This is a genomic window from Alphaproteobacteria bacterium (genome assembly GCA_017308135.1).
GTDB lineage: Bacteria > Pseudomonadota > Alphaproteobacteria > CACIAM-22H2 > CACIAM-22H2 > Tagaea.
In genome coordinates this window covers 700,095-718,990 of sequence record JAFKFM010000006.1, presented here as the reverse complement: position 1 = coordinate 718,990, position 18,896 = coordinate 700,095, and the positions used below count along the sequence as shown (strand labels likewise).

Below are 18,896 nucleotides of genomic sequence, written 5' to 3'. Positions count from 1 at the left end.
GGCTTACGCTGCATATGGCTAAGACGAAGAAATCCAGCAATAGCGGGGCCGCGAAGGTCAATAGCGGGGGTACCCCCACCCCCCGCCCTCGCGCCGTCCGCGTTGGGCCTCTGGCGTCGCTTGGGAACGTCGCGGAAGAGGCTTCCCGCCTCTACCGTGCCGCGCGCCAGGGCCGCATCCGAGCCGCCGATGCGGCGAAGCTCGCCTTCGTCTTGAACGTCGTGCGCGGCGCGCTGGAAACCGCCACGCTGGAAGCCCGTATCGAGCGCCTCGAAGCTCTGGAGATCACCAATGACCGCCAAGATCGCCAACCGCATTTCTCGGCTTGAAGCCCAGGCCGCCGCCCGGAAGGCCGCGCTGATCCCGCCCGGGCCGTCTGCCTGCGAGATTTTCGATTCGCGTCTCGCGGCCATCGCGGAGCGGAATGGTGGCGTGCTTCCGACCGTGCCCTATGACGCGGCGGCCTGGGAGGCGGAGATCGAAGGTGCTGCGACCGGCGCGCAGCGCGAATTACTGGGGCGCCTGCATCGGCTGGCGCGGGTCGCCGCCACATCCCGCGTTCTCGACAAAGCCGACAACCCTGAAAAACTGGGGGCTCATCGTTGAAAAGTTGAACGCACTTTGCCGCACACAGCGCGAGTCGATGAACAAGACGATGCCCACCCTGATCCCCGATCTCGCCTTGGCCCCCGATCTGGGTTCGGCCGTGTCAATGATCGAACAGGAATGGGGGCACCACCCTGGTGGGTGACTAGCGCGTCAGTCGGGCTAGCTGTGGCGTCCGCGACGAACTCTGCGCCGGGCGGCCACTCCTTCAATGGTCCACCTGCCCCAGACTTGAACCGAAGCCTGGAATCGGCAATGCTTATGGTTGCGGCTAAATTCGATTCGTTATCCAACACGTACTTTTCGAGTTGTTCCCTGAAAGGCGCGGGGTCAACCCCGAGAAGGGAGGTGATTGGAATGGCGAAGATCAAAATTGGCCGTAACGCCGAAGACGGGCGTTTCGTGCCGGTCAAGACGGCTCAGCTAAAGTGGAAGACCCACGTTGTTGAGACCATCAAGACCGACCCGAAGAAGGATAAGTAAGAGGGCTGCAAACTCGCTTACTTATCTTGGTTGGGGGCGGTGGGCTTAGGCTCACCGCCCTTCGTCTTGGGAACAGAATCATGCGGCTCGATCTCTTGTAAAGAGCCTAATTAGCCTAGTTGTCGACGCATCGCGCATTTGGTCGACGACCTCGCCTCTCGCTCAAATTATTCTTTTTATTGGCCATGAAAAAAAAGCCACATGCCCTTGATTTGATTCTCCCGCCCTCGAATGCGCACTTACGAGCTATTGGGCTAGTCGCGGTACAATGGGGTTATCTCGAAAGCAGCATCGATGAAGATATTTCGGCACTTTTGAAACATCCGGCCGCCGCCGGTTTCGAAGTAAACTTTATGAGGCCCTTCGCTAACCGAACTCGGAACTGGCGACGCCTTGCCCAACTTGTATTTGGGTCCGGACCCGCGCTTGAAAAAGTTATCGATATTTCTTCTCGTGCAAAAATAATTAAAACCAAGAGGGATGAAATCGTTCACGGACAGTATGCCGGTCAGGGTGACCCTTTAGGTTTATTGGTTTATCGATCCGCAAATCTCGTCAAGATTCGTGATATCTCTCTTAACGATTTAAAGGCAGTTGCCGCAGAGATATCGAAGATTAATGGCGATCTTTTTCGCCACCAACGCCTATCGGGTATCGGTGTTTCCCAACCACCCGCTCCCGATCCCAAGTTAACGCGAGAAGCCCAACGTCGCCGTCTTCCGCCTCAAGCCAAGCCCAGGCGTCTCGCTCGCCCTTCCTAGCGAGTCCTAGGCCGCCTTAGACTCAGGCCCATGATCCGGTTCATCGCCTTGGCATTGGTTGCGCTAATCGCTACACCGACGCTCGCAGCCGATACGCCGCCGCCTGTTTTGGCGACGGATGCCCCGAACGAATGCCGGGCGACATGGAGAACGATCTACGAATGCTTCGACCGGCGCAGCGGCAAGAAGATCGCGACGTGCCGCTTCGATCACGTGGCGGGTAAATGGGCTTGCCACCGATCATAGTTTTGAAACCGACGAAGGTAAGGTTGAAAGTAGTCCACAATTCGTCAAAGGTTGTTGGATAGTTGCAACCGAGTCGGAGGCAAACAATGGCTAATGTGTTCAAGCTTGGAGATATTGTTCAGCTTAAATCTGGCGGACCCGCTATGACGGTTGCTGGGATCGGTCCAACAGGGGGTTATTTTTGCGAATGGTTTAAAGGTGCATCGAAGGATAGCGCGTACTTTGAGGAATACACTCTCAAGCCTTACGTCGCTCTCCAAAAAAAATGACTGAAGAAGAAGCCGCGCATTGGATGCTTCAAGAGTATGAAACCGTCGGCTTCCTGTATCAGGAGGCCGCCGCAAGCCACCTGTTTCAGTTGTCCGATGAACGCCTCGCGTACTTCGATAAAAACTCCAATCTATGCGTCGGCAAAAATGTATTGGTGATCTTCAATCGCTTGACGCCAGAAGCCGTATACGAGCGCGCCGAAAAGTTCTGGCGTCGTCGATTGGAAACGGATCAGCCTGGACGGCAACAATAAGCGAATGTTGCTGTGTACGGATTGAATCGCCCGATGGCTAGTTGAGGGACAAAGTTAGGCTAGAAAAGTGATTCTACTTTTTCTCATTGAATAGCCCCTCGATAGATCGCACCCAATCTTCAAAACCGACTGATGATGGTACCAACGCCTCGTGACCATCAACCAAGTTTACCCCAGTAACCTTCGGGCGCTCGCGGCCAAGTTTCAGCCACGCAGGCTTCTTCCTTCCGTACTTTGATTGCATTTGACGACCATAAGCCTGCAACAAGTCACTCAGCGTCTTTGTGAACCAAATGCAGTCATCTAACGATTTCTCTATCGTCGTCATATACGATGGATAAACGGTACTTTGATGGCCCCCCGCATTTTTGATGCCGAGATACAGTTGAACTTTCGAAAAGTTCGGTTGGACAATTTCCTTTGACCATTCATCGATCAATTTGTTGCGCTTAAGAATTGCGGTTCTAAGCTGCTCAACACAACGACGCAGGGCTCCTGCCATTAGGACCAACTGTCCCGGAGCTTTTAAATCTTTACTAATCACGCTGACCAATGGGTCAACCATGCCCTCATAGATTTCTTCGAGTTGATGAAGATCAAGCTGGGGCTCAAATACAGTATTCTTAGCAATAGTCCCTTTCGAAATTCCCTCTATGAACGCCGCGTGCGCGGTTAGCACCGCTCTATATCGTTTTAAGAGCGGTATGGTGTGTTGACTTTTGAGTGCAAAAAATACGTTGAGGGCATCGGATGCTAACAATGTCGCCGAGTTTGAGTGACCAATCTGCTTCTCAATTTCTTCTCGCGCCTTCGCCTTGTCGCCGATGCGCTGGATTGCATATGCACCTCCAGCAGCACCGGCAAGGGAACCAATCGCTGAAGTCGAGAAATTACTGTTGAGCGCAGAACCGAGCCATTCCCAAAACCACACGGCAACCTCACACACCGTTGATGCCCAATCGGTCATTGTCTCTGTTGTCTGATGCACGAATTTGGACGCCATCAGCGATCCCGCTTTCGCGGTGGGGCGGCCTTGTTCTCCCCCGGCCATTCCTCGACGCCGACCTGATAGTCGTGCGGACCCGGCGGCTCGTTCTCGACAAACTCCGCCATGCCATCTTCGTAGGGCACGCCCTTGCGCGGCTTTCCCTCGTAGACGACGACCGGCTTACGACGACGCGGCATGGCGTTTCCCCGACTCCCGCGATTGGCTAGGATGAATTTTGCCCTAGGCCGGTGGCGAATGGCAGGGTTGCAAGCCGTCTCCGACTGTCGCCTTGCATCACAAGCTAAATTGTGGATCGACTTGTGGATCGCTAGAATCACGAAATGCTAATTATCTGATATTTAAATGATATTATTATAAATCTGGCGGACACCCTGTCCGCCACTACGCCCGAGCCCCCAAACCGGGGGCTCGGGCGTAGTGCTGTCTGGGTTCGGTGAACGAACCCTTGGTTAGCGAAGTCCGAGCGACAGCGAGGAAAAATCCGCGCCTTCAGCGCGGATTTTCAATCCCACCCTGTCCGCATCTGCCGCTACTACAAGACTATCTCGCACCCAACCGCTCGTGCAGAAGCAGTACATCGACTAGAAAATGCTGCTCATAATCGCTGAGCGGCTGATCTGCCTTTAGCTTGTCGGCCATGCCTCTGCAGAACTTGGCATTCTCGCTTTCACCAATCGGATCGCCGATAACGCCAAGAGCGAACTCTTTGACAGTTCCTGTCAGCCTACCTCCGTTTTTCAGAAGTTGGCGCGTCACGTGACCGCACTGGACGCTGATTGAACTCATGACATTGACCTCCCTTGGATGTGTTCAAGGGTAGGGGACGCGCCAAATGTTTTTCAACGCGCTCGGAGTCGTTGAGCGTAACTGTGCTGACTGACAGCACCACTCAGAAAATTGTGGATAAGTGCCCGCTTCCGGTCATTTGCAAGCGGGGCTTTGGACAATCGATGCCTAGTCGCTATGGCTTAAATCCAGGCTTTTCGACGAGAAACGCATAAGCCGGCCAGTTTGTGGCGTCGGAAGCCTCACCCTGGACCGTATTCAAAACCTCGACCGTTGTATGGGCGAGAAGCGAGACGCTGGAAACGGTAGAACCGCCGATCCCAGTGAACACCTCAAACGGAAACTCACGGTCGCTTGGCTTCTCCGTCGCATAGCTCGGAGTCGTGGAGTAGAGATGGACCGGGACGCCGATGAACAGGCCGGTGGCCAAACCGAAAGCTACCGGCTTAGGAACGCGATACATGGCGAAATTCCTTATTATAAGCCCTCGTATTATTAGACATGGCGCCGCGCCGCCGCTGCGCAAGGGGTAAAGCGTAAAATTGACAATGGGGCAAAGGCTTTAACGGATTTTTCAGCCAATCCGTCAGTCAAGCCAAAATCACTTTCGAAAACTAGGTACAAGAAAAATATAAAAAACTGATCCCGAAATCGGATAGTGCTGGAATAGCTGACCCTGCCGCGTCGAGCCCATCTATCGAACGTTCTGGCGGCACATGACAGCAAAACTAGCCCGCAATCATCCCCGTCGCCCTACGCCGCCGTCACGCGCCAGATGACGTTGCCGACGTCGTCGGCCATCAGCAGCGAATTATCGGGGCCGAGCGTCACGCCCACCGGGCGGCCGTAGGACACGCTTTCGTCCGGCGCCAGGAAGCCCCACAAAATGTCGCGCGACGGGCCCGACGGCTTGCCGTTTTCGAACGGCACGAACACGACCTTGTAGCCGCTGAGCTTGCTGCGATTCCACGAGCCGTGCTGGCCGATCACCATGCCGTCGGGGAAACCCGGCAGCGTTCCCGCCGGCATCCAGCACAGGCCGAGCGAGGCGGTATGCCCGCCCAGCGCGAAATCCGGCGTGATCGAACGCGCGACCAATTCGGGATTTTGCGGCACGCGGTCGTCGACGATGCGGTCCCAATAGCTATAGGGCCAGCCATAGAATCCGCCCTCGGTCACCGAGGTCAGATAATCGGGCGGCGTTTCGTCGCCCAAACCGTCGCGCTCGTTGACCACGGTCCACAGCTTGCCGGTCGTCGGCTCCCACGCCATGCCCACGGCATTGCGCAAACCGCCGGCGAAAATGCGGCTCGACCCGGTCGCGAGGTCGATCACATGGATCGCGGCGCGGCCTTCCTCGGCTTCCATGCCTTCGTCGGCGATATTGGTGAGCGAGCCCACGCCCGCATAAAGCAACTTGCCGTCTTGGCTGGGCAGCAGGCTGCGCGTCCAATGCCCGCCGGGCTTGAAGGTCGCGATGCGCTTGCCGGGCGCGTCGATGCGCGTGGCGTCCTTCACATAGGGGAAGGCCATCACGCCATCGGTGTTGCCGACATAGAACGTGTCGCCGAGCAGCGCCATGCCGAAAGGCTGGTTCAGCCCTTCCATGAACGGCGCTTGGATTTCGGCGACACCGTCGCCGTCGGCGTCGCGCAGGCGCGTGATGCGGTTGGCGCTGGGCACGATGGCCCCCGCACGCTGCATGGTGGCGCGCGTGGCAAGGCCGAACACGGTCTTCACCGGGCCCGGCACGGTGCTGGACTCCGCGATCAGCACGTCGCCGTTCGGCAAGCAGTAGATCCAGCGCGGATGATCAAGGTTGCGCGCGAAGGCGTTCACCTTCAAACCCGGGGCGGCCATCGGCACTTGGCCCGGCGCCCAGCCTTGCGCGGTCGGCATCTTCAAGGTCGGCACGGCGCCTTGCGGTTTGGCCGCAGGGATTGCGGGCGCACTGCCCCAGGCCGGAGTCGGATCCCCATCGCGCAGCCGCCGCAGCGCCACCGCACCGCCGCCGACAAGTGCAACTACACGCGCGAACATGCTGGAAAAGCTCATCGACGCCCTCTCCCGAGTCTTGGCCCCGCTGGCATTGGCGGGAACGGGTTGGTACCATTGATATTATCTTTCTGGAATAGCGACCGCATGCTCGCCCGCCGCCGCTTCTCGGCCCTTCTTCTCGCCGCCACTTTACGCCCCAATATCGTCCGCGCCGCGCCCGCTATCCGGGTCGGCGTGCTGCGCTTCGGCACGGTGTCGTGGGAGATCGACGTGATCCGCACGCACGGCTTGGCGGCCGTCGCGCCGCAGGAATTGGCCGCACCGCAAGCCGCACAGATCGCGCTGCAAGCGGGCCAGGTCGACGCGATCGTCGTCGATTGGATGTGGGTCGCGCGCCAGCGCGCCACCGGTGCGGATTGGAGCTTCGTGCCCTTCTCCAACGCCGTCGGCGCGTTGATCGCCCCCGACGCGTCGCCGGTGCGCAGAGTCGCCGACCTTGTCGGCAAGCGGCTCGGCATCGCGGGTTCGCCGCTCGACAAAAGCTGGCTGATCTTGCGCGCCTACGCCAAGGATCGCCTCGGGATCGATCTCGACACCGCGACCGAGCGCAGCTTCGCCGCACCCTCGCTGCTCGCCGAGCAGATGAAACTCGGCCGCCTCGATGCGGTGCTGACCTTCTGGCCCTTCGCCGCGCGCGCCGAGGCGGCGGGTGCGCGCCGCGTGATGGCGGTGGAGGATGCGGTCGCGGAGCTGGGTATTGGCACCGGCGTGCCCTATCTCGGCTACACCTTCTCGACCGCGTGGGCCGAACACAATCGCGAGACGCTCGCGGGCTTCCTTGCCGCGTCGCGCCAAGCGCGGGGCATCCTCGCGCGATCCGACGACGAATGGCGGCGTTTGCGCCCGTTGACCAATGCGGCCGACGAGGCCGAGCTTCTCAAACTGCGCGATTGGTATCGCGCCGGCATGCCGCGCCAATGGCGCACGGAGGAACGCGACGCCGCGTCGAAGCTCTATGCGCTGCTCGCGCGCATCGGCGGGCCCGCTTTGGTCGGCCCGGCGACATCCGTGCCGCCGGGCACGTTTTGGCCTGTCGAGTGGCGGGAAAGCGCGTGACGAACAGCCTGCCCACAAGGCTCGCTTCCACGCTGGGCTTCGTTGCGCTGTGGCAGGTGGGCGCGATGCTGGCGAATAACCGCCTGCTGCCGAGCTTCAGCGACGTCGCCGCCGAAATGATTCGCCTGTCGGCGGATGGCACGTTGCCGTACCATCTCGGCATCACGCTGGCGCGCGTCGCCGCCGCTTTCACGCTGACGCTTTTTCTGGGCAGCGCTTTGGGCATCGCGATGGGGCGCTGGCGTCGTTTGGATGCCGCCCTCGACAGCGCGGTGACGCTGCTGCTGAACATGCCGGCCCTGGTGCTGATCGTGCTGATCTATGTGTGGTTCGGCTTGACCGAGGCCGCCGCGATCGGCGCCGTGGCGCTCAACAAGCTGCCGAACACGGCAGTCACGTTGCGCGAAGGCAGCCGCGCGCTTGATCCCGCGTTGATGGAAATGGCGCGCAGCTTCCGCATGCCCCGCTTGCGCGTGCTGCAGCACGTAATCCTGCCGCAGCTCGCCCCCTATATCGTCGCGGCGGCGCGCTCGGGCCTCGCGTTGATCTGGAAGATCGTGCTGGTCGTCGAACTGCTGGGCCGCAGCAACGGGGTCGGCTTCCAGATCCAAATCCATTTCCAGCTTTTCGACGTCACCGCGATCCTCGCCTACGCGCTCGCCTTCGTGCTGGTGGTACAGATCATCGAATGGGCGGCGTTCCAGCCGCTCGAAAGACGGGTCGCGAAATGGCGGACGTGATCTTGCGCCTGCGCCTTGCCGGCAAAGCGTTCGGCACGCGAAAGGTGCTGGGGGCGATCGACCTCGAACTTGGGGCGCGCGAGATCGTCGCGATCGTCGGCCCGTCCGGTTGCGGCAAGACGACGCTGCTGCGCATCGCCGGCGGGTTGGAGCGCGACGTCGACGGTAACTTGGAATGGCCCGGCGGCCATGCTCCACGCATCGGCACCGTGTTTCAGGAGCCGCGCTTGCTGCCCTGGCGCACGGTGCGCGAGAACCTGCGCCTCGCGCAAGAAATGCCGGACGACACGCTCGCCGACGATCTACTGAACACACTCGGCTTGCTGCCCTTTGCCGATGCCTATCCGGGCACGCTGTCGCTCGGCATGGCGCGGCGCGCTTCGATCGCCCGCGCCTTCGCCGTATCGCCCGACCTCGTGTTGCTCGACGAGCCCTTTGTCTCGCTCGATGCGGACATGGCGGCGCAAAGCCGCGATCTCGTACTGGCCGCGTGGCGCGCGAAGCCGATCGCGATGCTGCTGGTCACGCATGATCGCGCCGAAGCCAAAAGCCTGGCCGATCGCATTCTCGAACTCGGCGGCGCGCCTTCGCGCATCGTGGCCGAGATCGGCGTGCAGGCGCCACGCGGCTAACGCCCGAGCTTCACCGTTCCGTCTTTGCGCAGCAGGGCGGCAAGGTTCGCGTAAGGCAATACGACTTCATACATGCCGTGCGCATAGGGGCCGACTTCGTAGGGATCGAACACGATCGTCAGCGCGGCTTCGCCCCAGCAGAAGCGCGTATCGGCCTTGAGCGCTTCGAGCAATTCTTCGCGCGGCACGGCATCGCTGAAGCCGGGCTTGGTTTTGAACAAGCGCCGCAAACCGCTATCGACGCGCGGCACAAGTTTTTCGCGCCAATCGTCGCCCGCGAAAACATCGCCGGGCTTGGCGGATTTCCCGCTGCGCAGATCGACCAGCGAACACAGCGTGCCGCCATTGCCGTGCGCCCCGCCGGTATAGGCCCAAACGAGCAAACGAACGCCGATCGCTTGCGTGCCCGCTTGGACGGCCGCGCCGCGCTGCAACGTTTCCCAGCCGCGGAAATATTCGTCGTCGCGCTGATCGGCGAAGGCGTCGAGCGCTTCGGCCTCGGCGGCTTGCGCCTCGCGCCGATAGGCTTCGTTCACTTCCGTGAAGTCGATGCCGGGGGCGCGGAAGCGCGGGTAGTCGATTTCGACGGAGAATTCGTATTCGCCCACCTTGTCGGCGTGGCGAATCGCGACCCATTCGACGATCGAAGGCGGGGTTTGCGCGCTTGAGGTGGCGGCAAATAAAACCAGCGCGGCGGCAAGCCCCGCGCGGAAGATCACGTTTTCGTGCCCGGCGGCAATTCGGCCTGATCGAGCTTGGCGCCCGCGAACTTCGCGGCCGTCGTTTTGGCGTTCAGCAGACGCGCGAAGCGCAGATCGGCGCCCGAGAAATCGGCCGCGCGCAGATCGCAATCGGTGAGGTTGGTCGCGATCTTGCGGCCCGACGGCTTGCCGTCCTTGCCGATGATGTCGGCGGGAAACAGGATCGCCTTGCGCAGCTTCGCCCCGCGCAGCGAAGCGCCCATCAACACCGCCCCCGAGAGATCGGCGTTGTCGAGAATGGCGCCGTCGAGCCGCACCTTGATGAAGGTCGCGAGCACGAGCCGTGCGCCCATCAGCGAGGCGCCCGACAAATCCGCGCCGTCGAAGGCGGCGCCCGACAAATCGGCGCCGACCAGATCGGCCCCTTGCAGGCCGAGGCCGGCGAAAGCGGCGCGCGCCCCCACGCGCCCGCCCGAGCGCATCCAATCGGCGTGGTTGCGCACCATCACCTTCAGCGAATCGGGCGGCACCGTGCCTTCGGCAGGCATCGGCATCTTCGCCTGATCCATATTGGAACCGTCGAACGACGCGCCCGCGACATTCGCACCCGTCAGCGTCGCCCCGCGAAGGTCGCAGCCGGCCATGCGCGTGCCGCATAATGCCGCACCCCGGAAATTGGCGTTGGCGAGGCGCGCGCCCGACAAATCGCAGCCGGTCAAATCCGCGCCCGCGAAGCTCGCCCCGTTCATTTCCGCATCGACGAAGCTGGACGACGCGAAACTCGCGTTGTCGAAACTGGCGTTATCGAGCTTCGCCTTGCCCATATCGACGCCGTCGAACGTGGCGCCGTCGAATGTCGATTTGCGTTCCGGGTCGCTGGACATCTTGACCGATTTACCCGGCCGGAAATCCGCATTGCGCAAATCGCAAGCCGACAGCTTGGCATTGGCGAAATTCGACCCGCGCCCGTCGAAACGGCGCAGATCGCAGCCGACCATCGTCGCAGTGCCGAAATCGGCGCAGAACGCGTCGGCGTCCGACAGGTCGCAGCCGATCAATTCGCATTCCGCAACGCGCGCGTCGCCCAGCAACGCGGCGGAAAGATTGACACCGTTCAGTTTGAGACCCAGCAAATCCAGCCCGCGCATATCCGCGCGCTTGCCGCCCTGCTTTCCGAACAGGAAAGCGGAATGGCCGACCAGAATGGTTTTAAGGGTTTCGGCGGGGATCATCGCCCCTAGTTAAGCATGCGGGGCAATGCGCGCAAGCTATTCCAAATCCTAATCGTGTAAGGCCAAAACGACCCGGCGATTGCGTTTACCTTTGCTTTCGATCTTTTCGACCGCCACGCGGCCGATTTCGCCGGTCCGGGCGACATGTGTCCCGCCGCAGGGCTGCAAATCCACATTCGCGATATCGAGCAAGCGGATCTTGCCAGCACCGCGCGGCGGCTTGACCGACATGGTGCGCACCAGATCGGGCTTGGCGTCGAGCTCGGCCTCGTCGATCCAGCGCGGCGCCACGTGATGATCCTCGCCGATCAGGCGGTTGATCTCGGCCTCGATCTTGTCCTTGTCGAACACGACCTCGCCGGGATCGAAATCCAAACGCGAACGCTCCGCCCCGATCTGCCCGCCGGTGACGCCTGCCGGGATGACGGCGCAGAGCAAATGCAAACTCGTGTGCATGCGCATGTGGCGGTGGCGGCGATCCCAATCGATCTCGGCGGTCAGTTCGCTGCCCACCGCCGGGGCTTCCGAACCGGGGGCGAGAAGATGCACGATCCCCGCTTCGCCTTTGCGCGTGTCGGTCACCGCGAGGCGCTGGCCGTCGTCAAAAATCAGCGTTCCCGTGTCGCCCGGCTGGCCGCCGCCCATCGGATAGAACACCGTCTGGTCGAGCACGACGCCCTCGGGCCCGGCCGCGACCACGCGCGCGCGGCAGGATTTGAGATAGGAATCCTCGCGGAACAGCTCCCGGGTCATGCTTCGTCCTTTTGCGAAAGAATGCGCGCGAACATCGCGCGGTCGACATTGCCGCCGGACAGGATCAACCCGATCCGCTTGCCGGCGTTGATTGGCTTCTCGGCCAGGGCCGCCGCAAGCCCCGCCGCCCCCGCGCCTTCGGCGACGTTATGCGTGTCGGAGAAATAGGCGCGCATCGCCGCTTCGATCTGCGCTTCGGAAACGCGCACGATGCGCGCGGCTCCCTTCCAGATGATCTCCAGCGCGCCATCGACGGGCACGCGGCACGCCATGCCGTCGGCCAGCGTGTCGGCCGTGTTGGTCGAGACGGACTTATGCGCTTCGAACGACAGCGCGTAGGCGGGTGCGTTTTCCGCGACCACGCCGATCACTTCGGTCTTCAATCCCAACGCATCGCGCGCGGCGATCACGCCGCAAATGCCCGAGCCCAACCCGATCGGCACATAAACGCGGTCGAGCGCAGGCGCGGCCCGGAAGAATTCGAGCGCATAGGTCGACACACCGCGCACCAGATCCGGCAGGAACGAGCCGACGAAATGCAGCCCGCGCGACGAAGCCAGTTCGCGCGCGTGTTCCAGCGCCGCCTGGAAATCGTGCCCGTGTTCGACCAGCTCGGCGCCCAAAGCGCGCATCGCGGCGTTCTTTTCGACGGAATTGCCGTGCGGCACGACGATCGTCGCCTTCAGTCCCGCGCGCGCCGCCCCGAAAGCGATCGATTGGCCATGATTGCCGCGCGTCGCCGAAATCACGCCCGGCAAACCGGGCTTGGCGGCGGCGAGGTCGGCCATGTGCAAAATCCCGCCGCGCACCTTGAAGGCGCCGACAGGCGTGTGATTTTCGTGCTTCACCCATATCTCGGCGCCCGCACGCGCGCTGAGCAGCGGCCAATGATATTGGGGCGTGGGCGGTATCGCGCGATGCAAAAGCGTCGCGGCCGCGTCGAGTTCGGTCAGGGTGAATTGCGCCATCAGGATTAATCGTCGTTTAATCGACTGCGTTTAAGAGAAGCGGATATCGTCCTTTCGCCACCTTTGAGGCCATGGCCCGTACTGTCAACCCCGCCGCCGAAGCCGAACGCTTTCTGGGCGCCTTGGACGAGAAATCTCTCGCCATCGACGAGGCGATCGCCCAGGCCAAAAGCGGCGTCGCGCATTCGTCCTTCGCCGCCTACAAGGTGTTCTCGGACGCCGCGTCGGATTTCGACGGCTTCTGCATCCTGATCGAATACCGGATCAAGAAAATCACCGACGACGCGGCGCGCGCCGGGTTCGAAGGCAGGCTGCTGACCGCGCGCGTCCATGCGATGACGCGAATGTTGAAGGCGTCGATCGAGCTGATCGGCGCGGTCGCCAACCAGAAGGAATTGCCGCTGGGCGCGAAGGACGTTTTCCTGCGCGAGCTGCGGTCGATCTACAACCTGAAAAACACGCTGTCGCGCCCGCCTTTCGTGGGACAATTGCCGGGCGATACGGGACACGATCTGGATCTCGCGGAGAAAATTCTGCGGGAGATCATCGACAAGGCCCCGGCTTTGCTGGAATTGACCCCGATGGTGGATCCCGCCGAACCGGCCGAGCCCGCGTCGTCTTGACCCCCACCGCCTGACGCCCGCCCTCAATCCGGCCCTTGACCCCGGCGCCCCAGGCGTGAAACTCCATACCCAAGGCCGCGTTCGCGCGGCCGGGAAGGGTGTTCGGGGTTCATGGCCGACGACGGCGAATTGGCGGAAGCGACGGTCGGCGCCGTCGAAGCGGGCTTGCGCGCCGCCCTGGGCGGCCGCGAATCCGTGACGCTGGGCGATCGGATCAAGATCCACCCGACCCAAACCGTTCTGGATATGGCAAGCCCGCTGGCCGAAGCCTTCGCCGCCAGCGATTCCACGCGCCCCGATACGGCCTGCGTGGCGTTGGTCGCGCGCCCCGAGCAATTGCCGCGCGTGGGCGCTTGCGCGCAAATCCGCACCTACGAGCATGCGGGCGTGGTGAAGCTGCTGGAAGCGGGGCCCGTCACCTGGCCCGACGGCGCGCAGCGTTTCGCGATGGTCTACGAAACCCCGGCCGGGCCGCCGCTGCTGCGCAAGGGCAAGCGGATCGAACCGCTGGATTCGCGCCTGCTCGCGCGCATGTTCGTGATCCCGGCCGCCCAGGCGCTGACCGAATATAACCGGCGCGGCGTGTCGCATCGCGCGATCCGGCCCGACAACGTGTTTTGGTACGATTACGGCAAAACGCGCCTGACGTTGGGTCCCGCGACGGTCGGCCCCGCCGGCATGCTGCAGCCCGCCGTGTGCGAAACGCTGGAAATGGCGATCTGCGATCCCTACGGCAAAGGGCTTGGCAGTGCGGGCGACGATCTGTTCTCGCTGGGCGTCACGGTGCTGGCGTTGCTGCGCGGCGAATGGCCGCTGGCCGATCTGACCGACGAACAGATTCTCGAAAAGCGGATGGAACTCGGCAGCTGGGATGCGCTCGCCGGCAAATACAATCCGCCGACCGAGATGTACGATCTGCTGCGCGGGCTGTTGTGCGACGACCCGAACGAGCGCTGGTCGCTGGCCACCCTCGCCAAATGGGCCGAAGGCTCGCGCCCGCAATTGCCGCGCTTCACCATGCCGGCCAAAGCGCGCGAGCCCTTCCTGTTCGAAGGCAAGCTGCTGCGCACGGGCCGCGAAATCGCGATCGCGATGGGCAAGAACCCGCAACCCGCCGCCGCGATTTTGCGCACCGGCCTGTTGCGCGATTGGGCGCGCCGCGCCTATCCCGACGACACCGCCTCGCGCAAGATCGAAGCGATGTCCGGCCCCGGCAGCCCCGCCTCGCGCGACGGCGACGGGCCGCTGGTGGCGCGCGCGTGCCTCGCCCTCGATCCCACGGGGCCGTTGCGCGTGTCCGGCTATGCGTTCCGGCCCGACGGGATCGCCGCCGCCTTGGGCCGCGCCTTCACCGCCGACCGCCAGATGCTGCCCGCGATCGACGCGGCGATCCGCGCAAGCCTGCATCTCGAATGGGCCGACGCGCAGAAGACCGCGAATCCCAACCAGAAATCCTCGACCCGCCGCCTCAACGCTTTCGAACGTTTGGGGCGCTGGGCGAACGAGCCGGTCGTGGGTGCGGGCCTCGAACGCTGCCTTTACGAACTCGATCCGCGCATGCCGTGCTTGTCGCCGCTCAGCGTCGATGGCTGGGTCGAGACGGCGGGCGATCTGCTGCCCGAGATCGATCGCGCATTGGAGGATCAGGACGGCGCCAATCGCGGCTTCGACCGGCATGTGCCCGCCTTCCTCGCCGCGCGCGTTTCGGCCGACGAGAACGCGTTGCGCGGCCTTGCCGGCGGTGCGGCGGACGAGGAAACGCGCCTGGCCGCGTTGCGCCTGCTCGCCGAATTGCAGGAAACCTATCTCGTCGGGTCACTGCCCAATCTCGCGCGCGAATGCGCCGGGCTGGTGCGGCCCACGCTCGAGCGCTATCAGCGCATCGCGACCAAGGAATTGATCCGCAGCAAGGCGGAAGCCGCGATCATCGCGGGCGATCTGCGCGAGCTCGTGCGCTTGGTCGACGACAAGGTGGGGCTGGAGGCCGATCAACGCGGCTTCGGGGCGGCCAAAACCGAATACGCCAACGCGACCGAAAAACTTTCCAAGGCCGATCTCGTGATGATCGACCGCGCGCGCCAGGCGATCTATCGCGGCCGCGAATCGGCGGCGCTGGCGGCGGGCTCGCTGGCTCTGGCGCTGTTCTTCGTCGTGCTCGCGTTGCATTTGGGTTAGCGTCGCATCATGGCGATCGTTCCGCGCTCCTCGCTTACGAAACTTCTGCCCGCCGCTTGGTCGGGGGCGGCGCTGATCTTCCTCGCCTTGCTGGTGACGCAGCCGACGACGGCGGTCTATTTGTTGATCGCCAGCTTGCCCACCCTCGCCATGCTGATGATGGACGACGACCCCGAACAGCGCGGCGTGTTCGCGGTGGGCTCGCTCAATCTCGCGGGCGCCCTGCCCTTCGTGCTGCTGTCGGTCGTGGGCTATATGCGCTTCACGCCGCTGTGGACCCTGAACGCCTATATGTGGCCGTTCCTGGGCGCGCTGCTCGGCGTCACGCTTTATTACGGCGTGCCGATGCTGGTGCGCTATATGGCGAAGGTCGAAGAAGAGCGCGAAAACCGGCGCCTGGGCGAACGCCAGCAAGCGCTGGTCGAGGAATGGGGCTCCAACGTCGCCTCGGTCCAGCTCGACTTTTCGAACAAGGACGAGATTCGCTAGGCACGGCAACTTGCCTGCCCGAATCCCTTTCGGTAATTTTATCGGCAAGCGTTGCGACGCAGGAAAGGATGCGCGATGAAGTGGGAATTCGCGGCGGTGCTGGGCGTTTACGGCGCCACCTTCGCCTATGCATATTCGCGCTATACCGACCGGCTCGAATTCCACCGGTATCTGGCGAACCATGTGATGCTGTTCGCGCCGCTGAACTTCCTGTTCACGTTCTTCACGCGCGGCAAGCAATCCTCGACCTACCCCGCCCACATCGTGCCGGGGCTCGATCAATTGAAGGCCGCCTATCCGATCATCCGCGCGGAAGCGCAGGCGCTGCGCGACGCGGGCGTGTTCAACCGCGCCCCGGCGAAGGACGAGCCCGGCTACAACACCTTCGAGAAGGGCGGCTGGCGGCTCTATCGCCTCAAATGGTACAGCCCGGAATGCGATCCCACGGCGAAAGCCGCCTGTCCCAAGACCTGCGCGATCGTCGATTCGATTCCCTCGGTCCGTTCGGCGCTGTTCACCGTGCTGCCGCCGGGCGCGCGGCTCGGCCGGCATCACGATCCGGTCGCCTCGTCGCTGCGCTATCACCTCGGCCTGCTGACGCCGAATTCGGAGAAATGCGCGCTGACGCTCGACGGCGTGCCGCATGTGTGGCGCGACGGCGAGGAATTGCTGTTCGACCCGACCTATCTGCACAGCGCGATCAACGAGACCGACGTGGTGCGCATCATCCTGTTCTGCGACGTCGAGAAAACGCAGCTCTGGCGGCCGATCAAGCCGATCGCCGACGCGCTCGATTTCGGCGTGGTCAGCAAGTTCACGGGCGCCGATGCGCAAGGCAAGATCTCGTGGATCTCGGCGGCGTATAAGCCGATCTACAAGCTGCGCGCCTACATCAAGCAGAACGTCAAAAAGCGCAACCGCACCGCCTATAACATCATCAAATACGGCGCCATCGCGCTGGTGCTGGCGGGGCTTTATTACGTGCTTTGAGCGGCACGTTATTCGCATCCATCACGGCGATCTCGCAGAATCGTGCGCCAAAATTTGTGGGCCGCGCGATTGCTGACCTCAACTTCGAATTGACGGGAGCCGACCGATGACGCCGGAGCAAGTCAAACTCGTCCAGGAAAGTTTCAAGCTGGTGGCGCCGATCGCCGATACGGCGGCCGATATTTTTTACGACCGCCTGTTCGCGACCGCGCCGCAGGTCCGCGCCATGTTCCCGCAGGAGATGAAGGACCAGAAGAAGAAGTTGATGCAGATGATCGGCACGGCGGTCACCAATCTGCACCAAGTTGATAAAATCGCGGATGCGGTGGCGAAGCTGGGCGCGCGCCACGTCAAGTACGGCGTGAAAGACGAGCATTACGACATCGTCGGTGCCGCACTTCTGTTCACGTTGAAGCAGGGCCTGGGCGACAAGTTCACGCCGGATACGCAAGCCGCCTGGACCGCAACCTATGGCTTGCTGGCCGGCGTGATGAAGGACGCGGCGAAGAACGGCGGCTAAATCGGCACCGCGACAAGCGTCTCTTTTATCGTCGAGAAATGGTGCCGCAGGAGGGAATTGAACCCCCGACCCGCGCATTACGAATGCGCTGCTCTACCCCTGAGCTACTGCGGCACACCGGGGGCATTTCGAAGCGGCGCGGAACCTACAGGACGCGGGCCCAAGATGCAACTGCCGGGGCCGCCCGCGCTGCCGGGTCCGAAAACCCCTTGTTTTCAGGGCCCTAAAGCGCCCGCGTGAGCCCGCCGTCGCAATCGATCAGTGCCCCCTGCACATAGGCGAATCGGGGCCCGAGGAGGGCCGCGGCCAAATCGGCGATCTCCGCCGGCTGGCCGAAACGCGCAACTTTGAGCTCGGCCAGCGCCTGGGCGCGCGCCGTCGCTTCGTCGATCCCCTTGTCCTTCGCCGCTTGCGCGAGCCTTCCCTTCAAGCGGTCGGTTTCGATCCAGCCCGGATTGAGGCCGTTGACGCGGATCCCGTCGCGCGTGGCAGGTTGCGCGATCGCCTTGGTGAAGTTGAACAGCGCCGCGTTGACCGAACCGCCGATCGTGAAATCGCCCGACGCCGTGCGCCCGCCCGCGCCGATGATGTTGACGATGGCGCCGCGCGTTTCCTTCAACGCCGCCCACGAAGCGCGAACCATACGCACCGTGCCGTGGAACTTGAGCGCGAAGCCGTCGTGAAAATCGGCATCGGTCAGCGTCGCGAAATCGCCGCGCTTGGTGGCGCCGGCATTGTTCACCAGAAAATCGAGCCGCCCGAAGCGCGCGAGCGCGGCCGCCACCGCTTGGGAAGCCGCATCCGCGTCGCGCAGATCGGCGGCGAAAGCGGCGCACGGCGTCGTGCGCGACAACCGGTCGGCATGGGCGCTAAGCAAATCGCCCGAGCGCGCGACCAGCAGCACGTTGACGCCCTCGGCCGCGAGTTTCTCGGCAATCGCCAACCCGATACCGCGCGACGCCCCCGTCACGATCGCCGTTTTGCCCGCCAAGCCCTGATCCATCGCCATTTCCTTCGCCCGAACGCAAGGACGCACGTTATCCGATTTGCGGCGTCGCAAGGAAATGGCATGATTCCGATCATGCGGTTCTGGCTCGCTTTGGGTGCGCTGTACGGCTTCGTCGCGGTCGCGATGGGGGCGATGGGCGCGCATTACCCCGGAATCGACGATGCGGGCAAGGAATGGCTGCGCACCGCGTCGCTCTATCAGGCGATCCACGCGCTGGCGCTGATCGGTATTGCGGCGTTGAGCGAAAAGCGCCTGACCTTCCGCCTGTCCTTCGCGGGCCTCGCTTTCGCCCTGGGCGTGCTGATGTTCTCGGGCGGGCTTTACGCGCGCGCGTTGCTGGGGCTCGATCTCGGCGCGCTCGTGCCCGCCGGCGGCATGGCGTTCCTGGCCGGCTGGCTGCTGCTGTTCCTGTCGGCCTTCGGGCGGCGCTAAACCACCAGCGTATAGAACGCGACGTAGAGAGCGAGTGCCACGATCGCGGCAGCGATCGATGGCATGTTCTGCGGGCGGGGCGCTTCGGGAAATTCATAATTCAT

At 62.8% G+C, this 18,896-nt stretch carries 25 protein-coding genes and 1 tRNA gene; 15 read left to right on the top strand and 11 right to left on the bottom strand.

Annotated elements, in window-relative coordinates; all coding sequences use genetic code 11:
* Positions 1–14 precede the first annotated feature (14 nt).
* The 6 genes from J0H39_03855 to J0H39_03830 all read left to right on the top strand — a co-directional run bounded on the left by J0H39_03855 (position 15) and on the right by J0H39_03830 (position 2,619).
* Positions 15–329: a hypothetical protein gene (locus J0H39_03855; protein MBN9495868.1), complete on the top strand. Its 315-nt coding sequence runs from the start codon at positions 15–17 to the stop codon at positions 327–329.
* On the top strand, positions 292–606 hold the full coding sequence (locus J0H39_03850; protein ID MBN9495867.1) for a hypothetical protein: 315 nt from the start codon (positions 292–294) through the stop codon (positions 604–606). Before J0H39_03855 ends, J0H39_03850 begins: the two co-directional genes overlap by 38 nt.
* 602 nt (positions 607–1,208) lie before the next feature.
* Positions 1,209–1,850, top strand: coding sequence for a hypothetical protein (locus J0H39_03845; GenBank protein MBN9495866.1), 642 nt, complete (start codon positions 1,209–1,211; stop codon positions 1,848–1,850).
* A gap of 30 nt (positions 1,851–1,880) precedes the next feature.
* On the top strand, positions 1,881–2,096 hold the full coding sequence (locus tag J0H39_03840; GenBank protein ID MBN9495865.1) for a hypothetical protein: 216 nt from the start codon (positions 1,881–1,883) through the stop codon (positions 2,094–2,096).
* Positions 2,097–2,182: 86 nt separating this feature from the next.
* Positions 2,183–2,365: a DUF2158 domain-containing protein gene (locus J0H39_03835; protein MBN9495864.1), complete on the top strand. Its 183-nt coding sequence runs from the start codon at positions 2,183–2,185 to the stop codon at positions 2,363–2,365.
* Entirely contained in the window at positions 2,362–2,619 is a 258-nt protein-coding gene (locus tag J0H39_03830) for a hypothetical protein (GenBank protein MBN9495863.1), read from the top strand. The genes J0H39_03835 and J0H39_03830 overlap by 4 nt, the downstream gene beginning before the upstream one ends.
* Positions 2,620–2,692: 73 nt before the next feature.
* On the opposite strand, the gene J0H39_03825 is transcribed toward J0H39_03830, so the two are convergent.
* The 5 genes from J0H39_03825 to J0H39_03805 form a co-directional block, all read right to left on the bottom strand.
* Positions 2,693–3,622: a hypothetical protein gene (locus J0H39_03825; GenBank protein ID MBN9495862.1), complete on the bottom strand. Its 930-nt coding sequence runs from the start codon at positions 3,620–3,622 to the stop codon at positions 2,693–2,695.
* Positions 3,622–3,804: a hypothetical protein gene (locus J0H39_03820; protein ID MBN9495861.1), complete on the bottom strand. Its 183-nt coding sequence runs from the start codon at positions 3,802–3,804 to the stop codon at positions 3,622–3,624. The genes J0H39_03825 and J0H39_03820 overlap by 1 nt, the downstream gene beginning before the upstream one ends.
* Positions 3,805–4,168: 364 nt before the next feature.
* Positions 4,169–4,414, bottom strand: a complete 246-nt coding sequence (locus J0H39_03815; protein MBN9495860.1) for a hypothetical protein — start codon at positions 4,412–4,414, stop codon at positions 4,169–4,171.
* A gap of 175 nt (positions 4,415–4,589) precedes the next feature.
* A complete protein-coding gene (locus J0H39_03810; GenBank protein ID MBN9495859.1) occupies positions 4,590–4,877 on the bottom strand; it encodes a hypothetical protein in 288 nt (95 codons plus the stop codon).
* 290 nt (positions 4,878–5,167) lie between these two features.
* The gene (locus J0H39_03805) at positions 5,168–6,469 is read right to left on the bottom strand and encodes a sorbosone dehydrogenase family protein (protein ID MBN9495858.1); all 1,302 of its coding nucleotides are present in this window, start codon (positions 6,467–6,469) and stop codon (positions 5,168–5,170) included.
* Between the two features lie 87 nt (positions 6,470–6,556).
* On the opposite strand from J0H39_03805, the gene J0H39_03800 reads away from it, so the two are divergent.
* From J0H39_03800 to J0H39_03790, 3 genes are all read left to right on the top strand, one after another.
* Positions 6,557–7,528 (top strand): ABC transporter substrate-binding protein, encoded by a 972-nt coding sequence (locus tag J0H39_03800; protein MBN9495857.1) that lies wholly within the window; start codon positions 6,557–6,559, stop codon positions 7,526–7,528.
* Positions 7,529–7,593: 65 nt separating this feature from the next.
* Positions 7,594–8,268 (top strand): ABC transporter permease, encoded by a 675-nt coding sequence (locus J0H39_03795; protein ID MBN9495856.1) that lies wholly within the window; start codon positions 7,594–7,596, stop codon positions 8,266–8,268.
* Positions 8,256–8,900 (top strand): ABC transporter ATP-binding protein, encoded by a 645-nt coding sequence (locus tag J0H39_03790; GenBank protein MBN9495855.1) that lies wholly within the window; start codon positions 8,256–8,258, stop codon positions 8,898–8,900. Before J0H39_03795 ends, J0H39_03790 begins: the two co-directional genes overlap by 13 nt.
* On the opposite strand, the gene J0H39_03785 is transcribed toward J0H39_03790, so the two are convergent.
* The 4 genes from J0H39_03785 to J0H39_03770 are packed head-to-tail and all read right to left on the bottom strand — an operon-like array spanning position 8,897 to position 12,554.
* Positions 8,897–9,619 (bottom strand): DUF3298 domain-containing protein, encoded by a 723-nt coding sequence (locus J0H39_03785; protein MBN9495854.1) that lies wholly within the window; start codon positions 9,617–9,619, stop codon positions 8,897–8,899. The genes J0H39_03790 and J0H39_03785 overlap by 4 nt on opposite strands.
* Positions 9,616–10,833 carry a pentapeptide repeat-containing protein gene (locus tag J0H39_03780; GenBank protein ID MBN9495853.1) on the bottom strand — a complete coding sequence of 406 codons (1,218 nt, stop codon included), beginning with the start codon at positions 10,831–10,833 and terminating at the stop codon, positions 9,616–9,618. Before J0H39_03780 ends, J0H39_03785 begins: the two co-directional genes overlap by 4 nt.
* 48 nt (positions 10,834–10,881) lie before the next feature.
* A complete protein-coding gene (locus J0H39_03775; protein ID MBN9495852.1) occupies positions 10,882–11,586 on the bottom strand; it encodes an alanyl-tRNA editing protein in 705 nt (234 codons plus the stop codon).
* Positions 11,583–12,554 (bottom strand): threonine dehydratase, encoded by a 972-nt coding sequence (locus tag J0H39_03770; GenBank protein MBN9495851.1) that lies wholly within the window; start codon positions 12,552–12,554, stop codon positions 11,583–11,585. Before J0H39_03770 ends, J0H39_03775 begins: the two co-directional genes overlap by 4 nt.
* Before the next feature lie 71 nt (positions 12,555–12,625).
* On the opposite strand from J0H39_03770, the gene J0H39_03765 reads away from it, so the two are divergent.
* From J0H39_03765 to J0H39_03745, 5 genes are all read left to right on the top strand, one after another.
* Entirely contained in the window at positions 12,626–13,177 is a 552-nt protein-coding gene (locus tag J0H39_03765; protein MBN9495850.1) for a hypothetical protein, read from the top strand.
* Positions 13,178–13,288: 111 nt separating this feature from the next.
* The gene (locus tag J0H39_03760) at positions 13,289–15,352 is read left to right on the top strand and encodes a hypothetical protein (protein ID MBN9495849.1); all 2,064 of its coding nucleotides are present in this window, start codon (positions 13,289–13,291) and stop codon (positions 15,350–15,352) included.
* Positions 15,353–15,361: 9 nt separating this feature from the next.
* Positions 15,362–15,841: a hypothetical protein gene (locus J0H39_03755; GenBank protein ID MBN9495848.1), complete on the top strand. Its 480-nt coding sequence runs from the start codon at positions 15,362–15,364 to the stop codon at positions 15,839–15,841.
* Positions 15,842–15,916: 75 nt separating this feature from the next.
* Positions 15,917–16,831, top strand: a complete 915-nt coding sequence (locus J0H39_03750; GenBank protein MBN9495847.1) for an aspartyl/asparaginyl beta-hydroxylase domain-containing protein — start codon at positions 15,917–15,919, stop codon at positions 16,829–16,831.
* A 106-nt stretch (positions 16,832–16,937) separates the two neighbouring features.
* Positions 16,938–17,351: a hemin receptor gene (locus tag J0H39_03745; protein ID MBN9495846.1), complete on the top strand. Its 414-nt coding sequence runs from the start codon at positions 16,938–16,940 to the stop codon at positions 17,349–17,351.
* 39 nt (positions 17,352–17,390) lie between these two features.
* Here J0H39_03745 and J0H39_03740 read toward each other — a convergent pair.
* Both J0H39_03740 and J0H39_03735 read right to left on the bottom strand, forming a co-directional pair.
* Positions 17,391–17,465, bottom strand: a tRNA-Thr gene (locus tag J0H39_03740).
* A gap of 109 nt (positions 17,466–17,574) precedes the next feature.
* On the bottom strand, positions 17,575–18,360 hold the full coding sequence (locus J0H39_03735) for an SDR family oxidoreductase (GenBank protein MBN9495845.1): 786 nt from the start codon (positions 18,358–18,360) through the stop codon (positions 17,575–17,577).
* Between the two features lie 60 nt (positions 18,361–18,420).
* Between J0H39_03735 and J0H39_03730 the strand changes: the two genes are divergently transcribed.
* A complete protein-coding gene (locus tag J0H39_03730; GenBank protein MBN9495844.1) occupies positions 18,421–18,792 on the top strand; it encodes a DUF423 domain-containing protein in 372 nt (123 codons plus the stop codon).
* Positions 18,793–18,896: the final 104 nt, after the last annotated feature.